At 67.4% G+C, this 15,832-nt stretch carries 15 protein-coding genes; 5 read left to right on the top strand and 10 right to left on the bottom strand.

Features of this window, described 5'->3' with window-relative positions:
• Window positions 1-113 precede the first annotated feature (113 nt).
• Both CFB49_RS27925 and CFB49_RS27930 read left to right on the top strand, forming a co-directional pair.
• Window positions 114-383: a hypothetical protein gene (locus CFB49_RS27925; RefSeq protein WP_050013367.1), complete on the top strand. Its 270-nt coding sequence runs from the start codon at window positions 114-116 to the stop codon at window positions 381-383.
• A 154-nt stretch (window positions 384-537) separates the two neighbouring features.
• The gene (locus CFB49_RS27930) at window positions 538-1,530 is read left to right on the top strand and encodes a DedA family protein/thiosulfate sulfurtransferase GlpE (protein ID WP_069621659.1); all 993 of its coding nucleotides are present in this window, start codon (window positions 538-540) and stop codon (window positions 1,528-1,530) included.
• Window positions 1,531-1,585: 55 nt separating this feature from the next.
• Here the strand turns inward: CFB49_RS27930 and CFB49_RS27935 are convergent, their stop codons facing one another.
• The 7 genes from CFB49_RS27935 to CFB49_RS27965 all read right to left on the bottom strand — a co-directional run bounded on the left by CFB49_RS27935 (window position 1,586) and on the right by CFB49_RS27965 (window position 9,467).
• Complete coding sequence (locus CFB49_RS27935) at window positions 1,586-3,058, bottom strand: OprD family outer membrane porin (RefSeq protein WP_089493139.1); 1,473 nt, start codon at window positions 3,056-3,058, stop codon at window positions 1,586-1,588.
• Window positions 3,059-3,223: 165 nt separating this feature from the next.
• Window positions 3,224-4,243: an ABC transporter ATP-binding protein gene (locus tag CFB49_RS27940; RefSeq protein ID WP_179234955.1), complete on the bottom strand. Its 1,020-nt coding sequence runs from the start codon at window positions 4,241-4,243 to the stop codon at window positions 3,224-3,226.
• On the bottom strand, window positions 4,240-5,232 hold the full coding sequence (locus CFB49_RS27945; RefSeq protein ID WP_089437277.1) for an ABC transporter ATP-binding protein: 993 nt from the start codon (window positions 5,230-5,232) through the stop codon (window positions 4,240-4,242). Before CFB49_RS27945 ends, CFB49_RS27940 begins: the two co-directional genes overlap by 4 nt.
• 2 nt (window positions 5,233-5,234) lie before the next feature.
• The gene (locus tag CFB49_RS27950) at window positions 5,235-6,137 is read right to left on the bottom strand and encodes an ABC transporter permease (protein ID WP_089437278.1); all 903 of its coding nucleotides are present in this window, start codon (window positions 6,135-6,137) and stop codon (window positions 5,235-5,237) included.
• Window positions 6,138-6,150: 13 nt separating this feature from the next.
• The gene (locus tag CFB49_RS27955; RefSeq protein WP_050013372.1) at window positions 6,151-7,089 is read right to left on the bottom strand and encodes an ABC transporter permease subunit; all 939 of its coding nucleotides are present in this window, start codon (window positions 7,087-7,089) and stop codon (window positions 6,151-6,153) included.
• A gap of 10 nt (window positions 7,090-7,099) precedes the next feature.
• Window positions 7,100-8,710, bottom strand: coding sequence for a peptide ABC transporter substrate-binding protein (locus CFB49_RS27960; RefSeq protein ID WP_069621663.1), 1,611 nt, complete (start codon window positions 8,708-8,710; stop codon window positions 7,100-7,102).
• 178 nt (window positions 8,711-8,888) lie between these two features.
• Window positions 8,889-9,467 (bottom strand): cupin domain-containing protein, encoded by a 579-nt coding sequence (locus CFB49_RS27965; protein ID WP_011548888.1) that lies wholly within the window; start codon window positions 9,465-9,467, stop codon window positions 8,889-8,891.
• Window positions 9,468-9,963: 496 nt separating this feature from the next.
• Between CFB49_RS27965 and CFB49_RS27975 the strand changes: the two genes are divergently transcribed.
• Together CFB49_RS27975 and CFB49_RS27980 are read left to right on the top strand one after the other, a co-directional pair.
• Window positions 9,964-11,487 (top strand): peptide MFS transporter, encoded by a 1,524-nt coding sequence (locus CFB49_RS27975; protein ID WP_069621750.1) that lies wholly within the window; start codon window positions 9,964-9,966, stop codon window positions 11,485-11,487.
• Window positions 11,488-11,607: 120 nt separating this feature from the next.
• Window positions 11,608-11,814, top strand: a complete 207-nt coding sequence (locus tag CFB49_RS27980; protein WP_069621664.1) for a hypothetical protein — start codon at window positions 11,608-11,610, stop codon at window positions 11,812-11,814.
• Between the two features lie 35 nt (window positions 11,815-11,849).
• Here the strand turns inward: CFB49_RS27980 and CFB49_RS27985 are convergent, their stop codons facing one another.
• From CFB49_RS27985 to CFB49_RS27995, 3 genes are all read right to left on the bottom strand, one after another.
• On the bottom strand, window positions 11,850-12,974 hold the full coding sequence (locus CFB49_RS27985) for an OpgC domain-containing protein (protein ID WP_089492946.1): 1,125 nt from the start codon (window positions 12,972-12,974) through the stop codon (window positions 11,850-11,852).
• A gap of 418 nt (window positions 12,975-13,392) precedes the next feature.
• On the bottom strand, window positions 13,393-14,292 hold the full coding sequence (gene rarD / locus CFB49_RS27990) for an EamA family transporter RarD (RefSeq protein WP_069621666.1): 900 nt from the start codon (window positions 14,290-14,292) through the stop codon (window positions 13,393-13,395).
• Window positions 14,293-14,307: 15 nt separating this feature from the next.
• Entirely contained in the window at window positions 14,308-14,604 is a 297-nt protein-coding gene (locus tag CFB49_RS27995; RefSeq protein WP_006480292.1) for an acylphosphatase, read from the bottom strand.
• A gap of 152 nt (window positions 14,605-14,756) precedes the next feature.
• On the opposite strand from CFB49_RS27995, the gene hpnA reads away from it, so the two are divergent.
• Window positions 14,757-15,764: a hopanoid-associated sugar epimerase gene (gene hpnA, locus CFB49_RS28000; RefSeq protein ID WP_011353724.1), complete on the top strand. Its 1,008-nt coding sequence runs from the start codon at window positions 14,757-14,759 to the stop codon at window positions 15,762-15,764.
• Window positions 15,765-15,832 lie beyond the last annotated feature (68 nt).

A 15,832-nucleotide genomic window follows, 5' to 3' on the forward strand; every position in this document is an offset into this window, starting at 1 on the left:
CATCCCCACGAAAATGCTCCGTGTCGCGGCCCGTTCGCGTTAAACTGCGTCAAGCTGTATTCAACAAAGACATCTTTTGCCGCTACGGCATCCACGACACGAGGATAGGTTCGATGCGCACTACCGGCTCATCCGGGGCAATGACCCTGCTCACCGAACACGACGCGGCCGACGGCCGCGAACTGCGCTCGCTCCGGCTCGAAGCAACGGCCGACGGCAAGAGCGTGCTGCTGATCGAGGTCGACGAACGCAAGCCGGGCATCCACCGCGAGGTCCGCTACGAGATCACGCCGGCCGAACTGATCGCGGCGATCCGCTCGCACGGCGCCGAGCTGCCCGGCGAAAACCACGGCGCCGCATCGCTCGCCCGTACGCCATCCTGATTCCGAACGGTGAGCCGCGTGCAATGCGTCGGCTCACCCACATCCCCCTGCCGCCGTCAGGCGCTTTGCATCATTCCCGCCGCTGCGTTGAAAAAGGCCGATAATCGGTCCATCTGCGTTTCCCGCCCACGCGTTTCCTTTTCGGCCTGCCGTCATGCTCCGTGACCTCGTCGCCCAGTACGGGCCGCTTCTCGTGTTCGCCAACGTCCTCGCGGCGGCCATCGGCCTGCCGGTGCCGGCGATGCCGACGCTCGTGCTGTTCGGCGCGATGTCCGCGATGCATCCGGCGATGATCGGCTCGCAGCTCGTGACGGTCGTGGCGATGTCCGTGCTCGGCGCGCTGATCGGTGACACGGTCTGGTACGTCGCCGGGCGGCGTTACGGCGGCACGACGCTGAAGACGATCTGCCGGCTGTCGCTGTCGCGCGATACCTGCGTGAAAAAGACCGAACGCTTCTTCGGCCGCTACGGCGTGCGCGTGCTCGCGGTCGCGCGCTTCATTCCGGGCTTGTCGCTGGTGTCGGTGCCGATGGCCGGTGCGCTCGGCACGCGCTATCGCACGTTCGCCGGCTACGATGCGCTCGGCGCCGCGCTGTGGACGATCGTCGGGCTGGGCGCCGGCCTCGTGTTCTACCGGCAGATCGACTGGCTGTTCGCCGGCGCGAGCCGCCTCGGCCGCGCGGTGCTGCTGGTCATCGTCGCGCTGCTCGCGATCTATGCGGCCGTGCGGTGGATGCGCCGCCGTGCGCTGATCCGTCAACTCGCGAACGCGCGGATCGGCGTCGACGAGCTCGACATGCTGCTGCGCGACACCGCCGCCCCGGTGGTGCTCGACGTCCGCTCGCCCGAGCATCGCAAGCTCGACCCGTTCACGATTCCCGGTGCGCAGTTCGCCGACGAGCGCCAGATCGGCGACATCGTCGCGCGCTATCCGCTCACGCAGAAATTCGTCGTGTATTGCTCGTGCCCGAACGAAGTGACGGCCGCGCTGATGGCGAAGCGCCTGCTCGATGCAGGCTTCACCGATGCGCTCGCGCTGCGCGGCGGCCTCGATGCATGGCGCGATACGGGCCGCCAGCTCACGTCGCTCGTCGAAGAGATGCCCGCCGCGAACGATTCCGTGGCGGGCTGGCACAAGCCGGCCTGATCGCACCGATCATAGGCCGGCCCATACGACACAGGGGACGTGCGTCCCCGTTCCATCAGAACGCGTGCAGCGGCAGGTTCACGACCAGACGGTACTCGGTGTTCGTCGCGTCCGAGTAATGTGCCGAGCCGTTGTGCCACATCGCGATGAACGTGACCTTCGTGTTCTTCAGCTTGCCGCTCTGGAACGTGTACGACGGGATGAAGCCGAACTCGTGGTGACGGCCCTGCACCGGCGCGCCGTTGCTCCAGTAGATGCTCGACTTGCTCGGGTCGTTGGCCGCGCCCGAGCTGCCGTCCGCCCCCCAGCCCGTCACGCCCCACACCATCGCCTTGAAGCCCGGCAGGCCCGCTTCCTTGCCGTAGAACGTGTAACGCAGCTGCAGCGATTTTTCGTGCGGCGCGTTGTAGTCGACGTCCATCGAGTTGGTCAGGAAGATGCCGTTCGTTTCGTTCAGGTAGTCGAAGAACTGGTCGCCGAGCACGTGCTGGAAGCCGAGCAGCAGTTCATGCGGGCCGTGCTGCGCGGCGAGCGACAGGCTGTACGCGTTGTTGTTGATCTTGCCCTGCAGCGCATCGCCCGTGTCGTGCGTCGAGTAGACGTTGCCGAAGCCGGTCCACTTGATCGTCTGCGGGCTGCCGATGCTGTGCTTCACCGACGCGTAGTACTGGTGCCACACGTCGTCGGCCTGGTTCGCGTACAGCGCGACCTCGCCGTTCGGCGAGTAGTCCCACGTGCCGCCGACGTACGACAGGCGATTGATGCGCGTGCCGCCGTACTGCGTCGTCAGGTTGGTGAGCGTCGTATGGCCGCGCGCGTCGGTCTTCGTGAAGCTGCCGGCCTCGAGCATCACGTTCTTGAATTCATTGCTGACGAGCGTCGCGCCGAGGAACGTCGGCGGCAACGCGCGGTTGTCGTGCTGCTCCATGAACGGGTTGTCGACGGCCTGCAGACCATACTTGACCACCGTGTTCGAGATGCGCGCCTTGATGTCGTAGATGCCCGGGTAGGCCCATGCGAGCTGGTTGCCGCCGCCGCCGCCCTTCGCGATGTGCACCATGCTGCCGGCGCCCTGGCCGCCGTCGAGCTTCAGCGCCGCATACAACGACGCGTCGAAGCCGATCCCGATCAGGCCGGTCGTGTAGCCCGACTCGAAGTTCGCCATCGCGCCCTGGACCCACGCATGACGATGCGGCCCGCCCTTGCTGTCGAGCACGTCCGCATAGTTGCGGAACAGGAAGTCGAGATGGCTGTCGGCGATGAAGCCGTTCGATTTCGACTGCGCCGACGGCTCGTCGGGCGGCGTGACGGCCTGGGTCGCCTCTGCGTTGATCACGGCGTTCGGGGTCGTTGCCTGCGCAACCGAAGTGCCCGACCCGGCGGCCGGCGCGGCCTGCGCGACCGTCAGCGGCGCGGGCGCCGCGTCGTCGGCGTGCGCGACGCCCGTCAGCGAGACGCCGGCAAGCGCCGGCAGTCCCCAGGCAAGCAGCATCTTCGATGCCGTCCCGATCTTTTTCTGCTTTTTCATCGTCATTCTCGTCTTGTGTTGATATCGTCCACGCCGGTTGCGATCCGCTTCCAGCCCCCCGGCGAGCCCGGCTAAGGACGCGCCTGTACCTGCGGCGCGAAGATCGTTCGCGCCGCACCTACCCCTGTTGACCTGCCTTGGTTATGTTTTCTGCGTTACTTCACATCACACCGCGCCCGCGCGGATGCACGCGACGCGCGCCGCCGACCCCTGCCGTACTTCCGGCAGCGGCACGTCCTGCGCGCATGCGTCGATCGCGACCGGGCAGCGCGTGCGGAACGCGCAGCCGGACGGCGGGTTGAGCGGCGAGGGCATCTCGCCCGCCAGCAGCATCGGACGGCGAGCACGCTCGCGCGCCGGCTCCGGCGTCGGCGCCGCATCGAGCAGCGCCTTCGTGTACGGGTGCTGGGGCACGCCGTACACGTCATGCCGCGTGCCGAACTCCATCACGCGGCCGAGATACATCACGAGCACGCGCTGGCTGATGGCCTTCACCACCGCCAGGTCATGCGCGACGAACAGATAGGACAACGACAGTTCGCGCTGCAGATCGCGCAGCAGGTTCACGATCTGCGCCTGGATCGACACGTCGAGCGCCGAGACGGGTTCGTCGCAGATCACGAGTTTCGGCTCGCTGATCAGCGCGCGCGCAATGCCGACGCGCTGGCACTGCCCGCCGGAAAACTCATGCGGATAACGCAGCAGGTGATGCGCGTTCAGGCCGACGCGTTCGAGCATCGAGATCACGCGGCGGCGCACTTCGGTACGGCCGAGGCCTGGCTGGTGCGTGACGAGCGGCTCCGCGACGACCTGCTCGATCGTCATGCGCGGATCGAGCGAGGCGAGCGGATCCTGGAAGATCATCTGCACTTCTCGCCGCATCGCGGTGCCGCGCAGGTGATCGGGCGCCACGGCCTGGCCGCGCCATTTCACGGTGCCGGCCGTCATCGGCACGAGGCCGATCAATGCGCGTGCGAGCGTCGATTTCCCGCAGCCCGATTCGCCGACGAGCCCGACCGTCTCGCCGCGCTTGACGTCGAACGACACGCCGTCGACCGCGCGCAGCACGCCCTTCGGCGACCACGGATAGCCGCCGAGCGGCACGCGGAAATGCACTTTCAGATTCTCGACGGACAGCAGCGTGTCGTCCGTCGCGCCGGCTTGGCGGCGTTCATCGACGCTCATCGCAGACCTCCCGTCAAATCGGCCAGGGGCCGGTGGCACGCGCGCACCGCGCCCGCGGCGCCATAGGTTTCGAGCGCCGGGCGCTCGGCGCCGCAGCGTTCTTCCGCATACGTGCAGCGCTTCGCGAACGCGCAGCCGGCCGGCGCGGTGCCGGGCATCGGCGGGTTGCCGGGAATCGCGACGAGCGGCGCGTCGTCCGCGTCGGTCAGGCGCGGCAACGCGTTGAGCAGCCCGATCGTGTACGGATGCGACGGCGCCGCGAAGATCGATTCGGCCGGCGCGTATTCGACGGTGCGGCCCGCGTACATGACCATCACGTCGTCGGCGAGGCCGGCAACCACGCCCATGTCGTGCGTGATCAGCACGATCGCGGTGCCGCGCTCGCGGTTCAGCTCGCGCAGCAGGTCGATGATCTGCGCCTGCACGGTCACGTCGAGCGCGGTGGTCGGCTCGTCGGCGATCAGGATTTCCGGCTCGGACAAGAGCGCCATCGCGATCATCACGCGCTGACGCATGCCGCCCGAGAACTCGTGCGGATACATGCGGATGCGGCGCGCCGCATCGGGAATGCGCACCGATTCGAGCGCCTCGATCGCGCGCTTGATCGCTTCCTTGCGCGACAGCTTGCGATGCAGCTGCAGCGTCTCGGTCATCTGCCGCTCGATCGTCAGGAACGGATTGAGCGACGTCATCGGATCCTGGAAGATCATCGCGATGCGATCGCCGCGCACCGCGTTCAGCGCGCGCGTATCCATGTCGAGCAGGTTGTCGCCGCGGTAGCGCGCGGCGCCGGTCGTCGTGCCGTTGCCGGCCAGCAGGCCCAGCAGCGCCATCACGGTCTGGCTCTTGCCCGAGCCCGATTCGCCGACGATGCCGAGCGTCTTGCCGGCTTCGAGCGAGAACGACACGCCGTTGACGGCGTCGATCGGCGGTGCATCCTTGCGCGTGAAGCGCACGCCGAGGTTTTCAACTTCCAGTAGAGCGGCCATCTTCAGCGATCCTTCGGGTCGAGCGCGTCACGCAGGCCGTCGCCGACGAAGTTCACGCAGTAGAGCGTCACGCACAGCATGACGGCCGGGGCCAGCAGCAGCCACGGCATCGATTCCAGTTTCTGCGCGCCGTCCTGGATCAGCACGCCCCAGCTCGTCATCGGCTCCTGGACGCCCAGGCCGAGGAACGACAGCACCGATTCGGTCAGCACGATGTTCGGCACCGAGACCGTCGCGTACACGACGACCACGCCGAGCAGGTTCGGCACGACGTGGCGCAGCACGATCGACGCCGGCGACACGCCGATCGCGCGCGCCGCGTCGACGAACTCGCGATTGCGCAGCGACAGCGTCTGGCCGCGCACGACGCGCGCCATGTCGATCCACGAGAACGCGCTGATGGTCAGCACGACCAGCATGAACGAGCGGCCGAACAGGGTCATCATCAGGATCGCGATCAGCAGGTACGGGATCGCGTACATCATGTCGACGACGCGCATCATCACGGAATCGACGCGGCCGCCCGCGAAGCCCGCGGTCGCGCCCCACGCGACGCCGAACAGGCCCGACACGAGCGTGCCGAGCAGGCCGACCTCGATCGATACGCGGCCGCCGATCAGCGTGCGCACGAGCAGGTCGCGGCCGAGCTCGTCGGTGCCGAACCAGTGCTGGTTCGCCCAGGTCGGCGGCAGGCTGATCGAGGCCCAATCGCTCGCGGCGGGGTCGGCTGCGAGCAGCCACGGGCCGACGAAACAGGCGAGCGTGATCAGCACGAGCAGCGCGAGGCTCAGCAGCGCCGCGCGGTTGTGAAGGAAGCGCGCGAACGCCAGTTCGAGTGGCGAGCGCGAATGCGGCGGCGAATCGGTCTGCACGGGCAGGCCAACGACGGGAGTGGTCGGAGTCATCGCTGTGCCTCGCTCAATAACGGATGCGCGGATCGAGCCACGCGTACGCGAGGTCGACCAGCAGGTTGAACAGCACCGCGAAGACGGTCGTCATCACGACGAGGCCGAGCACCAGCGTGTAGTCGCGGTTGATCGCGCCGTTCACGACGAGCTGCCCGACGCCCGGCAGCGCGAACACCGATTCGGTGACGACGGCCGCCGTGATCGACGTGATGCAGACCGTGCCGAACAGCGACACGACCGGCATCAGCGCGGGCTTGAGCGCATGGCGCAGCACGATCGTCGAGCCGGGCAGGCCCTTCGCACGCGCGGTGCGGATGTAGTTGCTCGACAGCGTCTCGATCATCGAGCCGCGCATCACGCGCGCGAGCAGCGACACGTTGATGAGGGTCAGCAGCGCGATCGGCAGCAGCCGGTACTGCCAGCCGCCGTCGCCCCAGCCGCCGGCCGGCAGCCAGCCGTTGCCGGCCGACGTCTTCAGCAGGATCGCGAAGATCCACACCATGACGGGGCCGAGCACGAACGGCGGCACGACGTTGCCGAAGTTGCCGATCAGCATCACGAAGCGGTCGATCACGCTGTCGCGGCGCACGGCCGCGACGGTGCCGAGCAGCACGCCGAGCACGATCGAGATCGGGATCGACACACCGCCCACGCCGAGGCTCACGGGCAGCGCCTTCTTCACGAGATCGTTCACCGACCAGTCGACGTAGCGGAACGACGGGCCGAGATCGCCGTGCAGCAGCGAGCCGAGATACAGCAGGTACTGCTTCCACAGCGGCTCGTCGAGGTGGTACTTCGCGTTCAGGTTCGCGAGCGTCGCGGCGGACAGCTGCTTCTCCGTATCGAACGGGCCGCCGGGCGTGAAATGCAGCAGCAGGTAGCAGACGGTGATGACCGCGAGGATCGTCGGCACCGCCCACAACGTGCGCCTCAATGCGTAGGCCAGCATGATCGCTCCGTCAGTGCTTGATCAGGTACATGTCCTGCGAAGCACGCATGTCGATCACGTTCTTCAGCGAATAGCCGCCCACGTAGGACTTCACGAGACGGTCGGCCGAGTACTGGAACAGCGGCACCATCGGCGTGTCCTTCATCGCCAGGTCGTGCGCCTGCGTGAGCAGCGCGGTGCGCGCGTTGTCGTCGAGCTTCTGGTTGCCTTCCTCGACGAGCGCGTCGACCTGCTTGTTGCAGTAGCCGACGGTGTTCTGCGAGCTGCCGCAGCGGATCAGGTCGAAGAAGGTCATCGCGTCGTTGTAGTCGGCGAACCAGCCGTCGCGCGCGATCTGCACCTTGCCGTCATGCCGCTGCTTCATCAGCACCTTGAACTCGACGTTCTCGAGCTTCGTGGTGATGCCGAGCTTCGTGCGCCATTCCGAGGCGGTGAACAGCGCGACCTTCTTGTGCAGGTCGTTGGTGTTGTACGTGAGCGTGAACGACAGCGGCTTCGCGTCCGAATAGCCGGCCTGCTTCAGCAAGTCCTTCGCGGTCGCGATGCGCTTGGCCATCGGCCACGACGCCCATTCCGGCGTGAACGGCTGCACGCCCTTCGTGCCGTTCGGCATCAGCCCGTACATCGGCTTCTCGCCGGCCTGCGTGAGCTTCGACGTCAGCACGTCGCGATCGATCACCATCGACAGCGCCTGGCGCACGCGCTTGTCCTTCAGCGCCGCGTCGCTGTTGTTCAGGTAGTAGTAATAGGTCGCGAGCTGCAGGCCGGGGCGCAGCTCGGCGCCGAACTGCTTGCTGACCTGCTGGAAGATGCCCGACGGAATCGAGTAGCTGTAGTCGATCTGCCCGGCCTGGTACATGCGCATCGCGGTTTCGTCGCTTTCGATCGGCAGGTACGTGACCTTGTTGATCACGACCTTCGACGCGTTCCAGTACTTCGCGTCCTTGGTCGCCACGATGCGGTTGTTCGGCTGCCAGTCGACGAGCTGGTACGCGCCGTTGCTGACGAGGTTGCCCGGGCGCGTCCATGCGTCGCCGAACTTCGCGACCACGTCCTTGTTCACCGGCGCGAGCGGCGCCATCGCGGTCAGTTCGGGGAAGAACGCGACCGGCACGTCGGTCGTCACCTCGAGCGTGTACGGATCGACGGCGCGCACGCCGAGCGTCGTCGGTGCGGCCTTGCCGGCGATGATGTCCTTCGAGTTCTTGATGAACTCGACGAGGATCGTGTATTTCGAGCCCGTCTTCGGATCGACGAGGCGCTGCCACGAATAGACGAAATCGGCGGCCGTCACCGGCTGGCCGTTGCTCCACTTCGCGTCGTGGCGAAGCTTGAAGATCCACGTCTGCGGCGTCTTGCGTTCCCACGACAGCGCGACGCCCGGCACGACCTGGCCGGCCGCATCGATGCGCGCGAGCCCTTCGAACAGGTCGAGGCCGATCGTGTTGCCGGTCCACGATTCGATGTGCGCCGGGTCGAGCGACTCGACTTCGGCCGGCACCTGTCGCGTCAGGTCCTGTTGCGGAGCGAGCGCGACGTTCGACGGAACGGTTACGGCGTGGGCGACGGGCGTCAGGGCGAGCGCGGCCAGCACGGCCGACATGGCATGCAAGGATTTCATCGTGGCAGTCTTGAGAAGGTGGTTCGGTGGGCGTCGCGCGGCGGATGCCGCGGCTTACGCGTGAGACGCTGACGGGGGCAGCGATTGAGGAGGCCCGTGATTCTCGTATTGCATGTTAGTATTCCTTACATTTCTTTCGACAGGCATTCCGTCGAAGAAACGAAGGAATACCCGTGCGTTAGAACAGTCGCGGCGTACCGACCCAGACCACCACCGACTCGATCTTCGCGGTGTTGACCCAGCTGTGCGGGACCGTCGACTGATAGTGCGAACTGTCGCCGGCCTGCAGGACGAACGTCTTGCCTTCCAGCGTCAGCGACACTTCCCCTTCAATCACGTACAGGAACTCCTCTCCTGCATGTGTCGTCACCTCGGACCGCTTCTGCCCCGGCGGCATCCTCACGAGGATCGCCTCCAGCTGGCGCCCTTCGGACACGTTCGTCAGTCGCGCGAACAGATTCGCCGAATCGGCAAACCCGAAGAAACGCAGCTGATCGCCTCGGCAAACCGAGCGTTCCTCGCTCGGCGTATCCACGAAGTACTGCACCGTCACGCCGAGCGCGTGGGCGATACCGGCCAGCGACGTCAGTGACGGCGACGCGAGCCCGCGCTCGACTTGAGACAGAAACGGTTTCGAAATCCCCGCGGCGGTAGCGGTGTCGTCGAGCGTGCGCTTCAGACGTTGGCGCAACGCGCGAATCTTGCTGCCCAGTGCGACAGCGTCTGCCGATCGCGAGTTTTCAGTGGGGGGAACCATAGCAGGCCGAAAAGTGGTCGTCAAAAAATGTTTGATGGAAAGTAACTAAGTTAATTGGAGATAGCTTAATCTTCGGGTTCGTACACGCCTTCGGCGTTGAGCCCGGTGCACTAAACAGGGCCCGAAGCGAGCGAAACGACGCGCTATCTTGCCAGACTCGAAGGCTTCACAGGCAAGCTGCAAGCGGCTCTCCGGGAATTTGCGGAGAACCGGCGTCAAGCTTACAAGTAGATGATGAGACAAATGTTCCTGAAAGCTGCTGCCATATCGGGAGTTTCCCTAAGTGGCGCGGACCCGACGCACCGGACCGGCAAACGTTACCATTCGCGCGCCGGTCGGGGCCGCGCTCCGCCTTCTCGGGTGGAATCCGACCCCGGCCCGAGCTAACCGCTCGACTGCTCCATCGCCGACGCAAGCCTACCCGGCCACAATGCTCCGGCGCCAGTTCGACCTCAAGGCGACGCGCGATCCGCGCCGTCCGTTTCAAACGAGATTGATGATGCACGCACCTGTTTCACAGACCCGATCGTTTACGACGGTCTTCCTCATCGAAATGTGGGAGCGCTTCGGCTACTACGGCATGGCCGCGCTCCTGGTCCTCTTCATGGTCGACCGGCTCGGCTTCACCGACAGCCACGCGAACCTGACCTGGGGAGCATTCACCGCGCTCGTCTACGCCGCGCCGTCGATCGGCGGCTGGATCGGCGACAAGGTGCTCGGCGCCCGCCGCACGATGATCATCGGCGCGGCCGTGCTGTGCGCCGGCTACCTGATGCTCGCGGTGCCGAACGATCACCTGACGTACATGTACGCGTCGCTCGGCGTGATCGTGGTCGGCAACGGCCTGTTCAAGGCCAACGCGGCGAACCTCGTGCGCCGTATCTACGAAGGCGACGACGCGCGCATCGACAGCGCGTTCACGATCTACTACATGGCGGTCAACATCGGCTCGACGGTATCGATGCTCGCGACGCCGTGGATCAAGGATCACTGGGGCTGGCACGCCGCGTTCGCGGTCTGCTGCGGCGGCATGCTGCTCGCGATCCTGAACTTCATGCTGATGCACCGCACGCTCGCGCACGTCGGCTCGCAGCCGGACGACGCGCCGATCCGCTGGAAGCGCCTCGGCGCGGTCGCCGCCGGCGGCGTCGCGCTCGCGCTGATCACGCTGTACGTGCTGCAGCACAAGCAGCTCGCGGTCGCGAGCGTGTGGACGGCCGCGTTCGCGATCCTCGCGATCTTCGCGTACATGATCGCGAAGTCGGAGCGCTCGGAGCGCGCGGGCCTGATCGCGGCGCTCGTGCTGATCGGCCAGGTGATCCTGTTCTTCATCTTCTACGTGCAGATGTCGACGTCGCTGACGCTGTTCGCGCTGCGCAACGTCGACCCGCGCTTCATGCTGTTCGGCACGACGCTGTTCACGTGGAGCGCCGCGCAGTTCCAGGCGCTGAACCCGATCTGGATCATGCTGCTGAGCCCGGTGCTGGTGTGGGTCTACAACCTCGTCGCGAAGAGCGGCCGCGACCTGCCGGTCGCCGCGAAGTACGCGCTCGGCTTCGGCGCGGTCGCCGCGGGCTACCTGGTATTCACGGTCAGCGGCCGCTACGCGGTCGACGGCCGCGTGTCGTCGTGGTTCATGGTGTGGGGCTACGGGCTGTACTCGCTCGGCGAGCTGCTGGTGAGCGGCCTCGGCCTCGCGATGATCGCCCGCTACGTGCCGGCGCGCATGAGCGGCTTCATGATGGGCGCGTATTTCGTCGCGACGGGCGTGTCGCAGTATCTGGGCAGCGTCGTCGCGAACTTCGCGCAGATGCCGTCGCACGAACTGCCGGCCACCGAATCGCTGCCGCTCTACCTGTCGCTGTTCGAGAAGCTCGGCTGGCTCGCCGCGATCGGCATGCTGCTCGCGCTGCTGCTGCTGCCGCTGATGAACCGCCTGTCGCGCCAGCATCAGCGCTGCACGGACGAGCGCCGCGAAGAAGCGCTGCAGGCGCAGGCCGCCGCCGTCGCCGCGCAGTAAGTACTATCCCTCGGCGTGCGGCGTGCACGCCACATTCTCCCGCCGGAAACGCGAACGCGTCCTACACTGGTTGCAGACAACGCATCCGCTTCGCGAGATGCGCACTGGCGGGAGAACCCGATGAAAAGCAAGACGACGCGGCTTTTGAGAATTCTGTCGGACATTCGGCACGCGCAGCGCTGCACCGCGATGCGCGCCGCGCGGGCCGCGGCCGAAGCCGACGCGGTGCTCGCGGAGCGCGACGATCCGGCGCAGGACGAACGCGACGACGCCGAATCCGACGACGGCACCGCCACACCCCGCTCCCGTATCGGCTCACCTCACTGACGCCGCGCGGCGCCTGCCGCGCCGCACGCGCCCGCCTACGCCGCCGCGCCGCGCCATCGCGCGATCCACGTTCCCGAACCGGCCACCGCCATCATCAGCCCGACCGCGCACGCGTCGGCCACGAGGCCCACGCCGACATGCCGCAGATCGGCGCTGCCCGCGACCGGATGCAGCAGCGAATCGATCACGAGCGAGATCGCCGCACCCGCGACGAAGCAGATCAGCCCGCGCTGGCCGACCGCCACGACGGGCCGCACGCCCTGCGCGATCCGCGCGATCCAGCCGAAGCGCACGCAATCGGCCATCAGCCACGCGATGGCCGCGAAACTCACGACACGCGGCAGCGCGAGATCGCGCTTGAGCACGCCTTCGGGCACCGGCAGCCCCGAGAACAGCTTGTAGCTCGCGCAACCGAGCACGATCGCGCACGCGAGCCCGGTCGCCGCCGCGCCCCAGCGGCCGAGCGCGACGCGCCGGTAGAACGGCTGGCAGCGCGCGAGCACGCCGGCGACGAACATCAGTTGCCACGCGAACGGGTTGAAGCTCCAGCGGAAGCCGTCGGTGTCGAGCAGTTCGGGGCCGAGCCAGCCCGCCGCGAGCCACGACGCAATGCTGAGCGCGACGAGCGGCCACGGATGGCGCCGCGCGAACGGCACCAGCACCGGCGACGCGAGCGCGAACAGCACGTACATCGGCAGCACCGACGCGAGATACGGCTGGCGCTGGAACGTCAGCAGCTCGGCCGCCCCCGTGAGCGGCGACGCGAGCATCACGCTGACGTCGTCGAGCGCGAGGTTCGGCGCATCGATACCGAAGTGGTCGAGCACCGCCGACACGACGAGCATCAGCGTCGACGTCGCGAGAAACGCGCGGTAGATCTGCGTCGCGCGCCGCACGAACCGCTGCTGCGCGGCGCGCGCGCCGTGCCGCTCGGCGATCGCGCCGTACGCGCTCGCGGTCGCGAAGCCGCCGAGGAACACGAACACCTCGGCCGCATCGCACAGCGCGAACGCATGCAGCGTCACGCGCGACAGCACGCTCGCGCCAATGTGATCGACGACGATCATCAACAGCACGAGCCCGCGGAAGAAATCGATTTCGATCAGGCGGCCGCCGCGCGACGGCTGCACCGAGGCGGAATGCGGCGGGTTCAACGACATGCGCGCACCCGCACGGCGGCGGTGCGACGTGCACCGGGGAAGGGATCGGGAGAGAGACGGCGAGCGCGATCGGCGGCGAGACGCGTATGCCCGTATCGCGCCAACCCGTCCGGCTCGGCACGGCGGTGACCGTTCATCGAAAAGCTGCATACGAAGGGAAGTCGATCGGATCAGTCTAATGGCCGATCAGGGGCGACCCTAAGTAACAAAATGCAACCGAATCTTCTCTTCGATTACAAGCGCGAGCGTGGCGCAGCGAAGCAGGCAGCGTCGCCAGATTCGCGTCAGCGCGATGTCAGTGGATGGTCAGTATCGACGGATTCGGCGGGACTCGGCAGCGGAGCGAGCAAGGTTCGACGGCCGGATGATGCGCGCTGCGCGGCCCGTTGCGCCCGGCCGGCGCATCGCGACGATACGGTTATCCGCGCGCGGGCAAGCGGCGCATCAGCATCGCGCTGTGCCATGCGGTGAGCGCGACGGCGACCCAGATCGGCGCGTACGTCGCGAGCTGCGCGACGCTGAGCGTCTCGCCGAGCAGCAGCAGCGACACCACGACGAGCAGCACCGGCTCGACGTAGCCGAGAATCCCGAACAGCGCCATCGGCAGCATCCGGCTCGCCTTCAGGTAGCTCGCGAGCGCGAGCGTGCTGAGCAGGCCGAGCCCCGGCAGCAGCGCGGCCCACAGCAGCGGCTGGCCGCCGACCCGCGTCGCGCTCGTCGCGACCATCGCGAACGCGACCGGGCACAGCAGCACGATCTCGATCGCGAAGGCGGCCAGCGAATCCGCGTTGATCCGCCGGCGCAGCACGAAATACGGCGGATAGCCGAGCGCGACGACGAGCGTCGGCCACGCGAACGCGCGGGTCGCCCATACCTCGTGCGCGACGCCGAGCGCCGCGCATGCGACCGCCGCCCATTGCAGCGGGTCGAGCCGTTCGTGATAGTAGAAGCGGCCGACGAGCACCATCGTCAGCGGCAGCAGGAAATAGCCGAGCGACACTTCGAGCATGCGGCCGTGCAGCGGCGCCCACAGGAACAGCCACAGCTGCACGCCGAGCAACGCCGCGCTCACCGGCAGCGCGACCAGCAGGCGCCAGTCGCGCGCACTGCGCCGCGCCAGCTCGACGAGCGCCGGCCAGCGGCCACGCAGCGCGATCAGCGCGAGCGCGCCCGGGGCGGTCCACACGATACGCCACGCGAAGATGTCGAGCCCCGTGAGCGGGGCGAGCAGTTTCGCGTAAGCCGACATCAGCGCGAACAGCGTCGACGCCATCACCGACAGCATGAGGCCGCGCCCGGCTTCCGGATACCCCGTCATGTCGTTGTGCGTCGCTTACTGCTGCTGGAAGCGTTCGAAGCGCTTCTCGGTCCGGCGTTCCTCGAACGTCACCTCGGTCACGCGCGCGGCGGGCGGCCCGTGACGCAGCCACGCGAGCATCCGGTCGATCTGCGCGCCGGGGCCCTGGATCATCGCCTCGACGGTGCCGTCCTCGAGATTCGCGACCCAGCCGCGCAGCTTCAGCGCATGCGCTTCGCGCACCGTCGCGTGACGAAAGCCGACGCCCTGCACGACGCCGCGCACCCGCACGTAGTAGGTCTCGATCCGTTCGTCCAGTTCATTGCGGCTCATCGCGTCGCCCTCCCGTTGCATTCAAGCCCGGCATTGTAGTCGCGTCGGCCGCTTCGCACACGCGCCGGCCGGGCGTCGCCGCGCCCGCCGACCACGTACAATCTCGCCGATGCCCAACCGCCGCGCCGTGCGCGCGGCCCTGAAGGAAACGCATGACTGATACCTCCCGCGATCTCGTTCTCGTCACCGGCGCGTCCGGTTTCGTCGGCTCGGCCGTCGCGCGCATTGCGCAGCAGAAAGGCTATGCGGTGCGCGTGCTCGTGCGCCCGACCAGCCCGCGCACGAACGTCGCGGATCTCGACGCCGAGATCGTCACCGGCGACATGCGCGACGAGGCGTCGATGCGCGCCGCGCTGCGCGGCGTGCGCTACCTGCTGCACGTCGCGGCCGACTACCGGCTGTGGGCGCCCGACCCCGACGAAATCGAGCGCGCGAACCTCGAAGGCGCGGTCGCGACGATGCGCGCGGCCCGCGCGGAAGGCGTCGAGCGAATCGTCTACACGAGCAGCGTCGCGACGCTGAAGGTGACGAGCGCCGGCGACCCGTCCGACGAGAACCGGCCGCTCACGGCCGAGCAGGCGATCGGCGTCTACAAGCGCAGTAAGGTGCTCGCGGAGCGCGCGGTCGAACGGATGATCGCCGACGAAGGGCTGCCCGCCGTGATCGTCAACCCGTCGACGCCGATCGGCCCGCGCGACGTGAAGCCGACGCCGACCGGCCGCATCATCGTCGAGGCCGCGCTCGGCAAGATTCCGGCGTTCGTCGACACGGGGCTGAACCTCGTGCACGTCGACGACGTCGCGCACGGCCACTTCCTCGCGCTCGAGCGCGGCCGGATCGGCGAGCGCTACATCCTCGGCGGCGAGAACCTGCCGCTGCAGCAGATGCTCGCGGACATCGCGCAGATGACGGGCCGCAAGGCGCCGACGATCGCGCTGCCGCGCTGGCCGCTGTACCCGCTCGCGGTCGGCGCCGAAGCGGTCGCGAAGTTCACGAAGAAGGAGCCGTTCGTCACCGTCGACGGGTTGCGGATGTCGAAGAACAAGATGTATTTCACGTCCGCGAAGGCCGAGCGCGAACTCGGCTACCGTGCGCGCCCGTATCGCGAAGGGCTGCGCGATGCGCTCGACTGGTTCGGCTCGGCGGGCTACCTGAAGTAACACAAAGCGGCGCACGTCGCGCCGCTTTGCGCACTTTGTTACACGTCGCGCACGGACCGGCATCGGCG

It is taken from the genome of Burkholderia sp. AU17457 (assembly GCF_002223255.1).
Taxonomy (GTDB): domain Bacteria; phylum Pseudomonadota; class Gammaproteobacteria; order Burkholderiales; family Burkholderiaceae; genus Burkholderia; species Burkholderia sola.

Bases quoted from the DNA above. Each gene is read 5' to 3' on its own strand.
- CFB49_RS27985 (WP_089492946.1), bottom strand. From the start codon at position 12,974: ATGTCGTTGAACCCGCCGCATTCCGCCTCGGTGCAGCCGTCGCGCGGC.
- rarD (WP_069621666.1), bottom strand. From the start codon at position 14,292: ATGACGGGGTATCCGGAAGCCGGGCGCGGCCTCATGCTGTCGGTGATG.
- CFB49_RS27960 (WP_069621663.1), bottom strand. From the start codon at position 8,710: ATGAAATCCTTGCATGCCATGTCGGCCGTGCTGGCCGCGCTCGCCCTG.
- CFB49_RS27935 (WP_089493139.1), bottom strand. From the start codon at position 3,058: ATGAAAAAGCAGAAAAAGATCGGGACGGCATCGAAGATGCTGCTTGCC.
- CFB49_RS27995 (WP_006480292.1), bottom strand. From the start codon at position 14,604: ATGAGCCGCAATGAACTGGACGAACGGATCGAGACCTACTACGTGCGG.
- CFB49_RS27955 (WP_050013372.1), bottom strand. From the start codon at position 7,089: ATGCTGGCCTACGCATTGAGGCGCACGTTGTGGGCGGTGCCGACGATC.
- CFB49_RS27925 (WP_050013367.1), top strand. From the start codon at position 114: ATGCGCACTACCGGCTCATCCGGGGCAATGACCCTGCTCACCGAACAC.
- CFB49_RS27965 (WP_011548888.1), bottom strand. From the start codon at position 9,467: ATGGTTCCCCCCACTGAAAACTCGCGATCGGCAGACGCTGTCGCACTG.
- CFB49_RS27950 (WP_089437278.1), bottom strand. From the start codon at position 6,137: ATGACTCCGACCACTCCCGTCGTTGGCCTGCCCGTGCAGACCGATTCG.
- CFB49_RS27975 (WP_069621750.1), top strand. From the start codon at position 9,964: ATGATGCACGCACCTGTTTCACAGACCCGATCGTTTACGACGGTCTTC.
- CFB49_RS27945 (WP_089437277.1), bottom strand. From the start codon at position 5,232: ATGGCCGCTCTACTGGAAGTTGAAAACCTCGGCGTGCGCTTCACGCGC.
- CFB49_RS27980 (WP_069621664.1), top strand. From the start codon at position 11,608: ATGAAAAGCAAGACGACGCGGCTTTTGAGAATTCTGTCGGACATTCGG.
- hpnA (WP_011353724.1), top strand. From the start codon at position 14,757: ATGACTGATACCTCCCGCGATCTCGTTCTCGTCACCGGCGCGTCCGGT.
- CFB49_RS27930 (WP_069621659.1), top strand. From the start codon at position 538: ATGCTCCGTGACCTCGTCGCCCAGTACGGGCCGCTTCTCGTGTTCGCC.
- CFB49_RS27940 (WP_179234955.1), bottom strand. From the start codon at position 4,243: ATGAGCGTCGATGAACGCCGCCAAGCCGGCGCGACGGACGACACGCTG.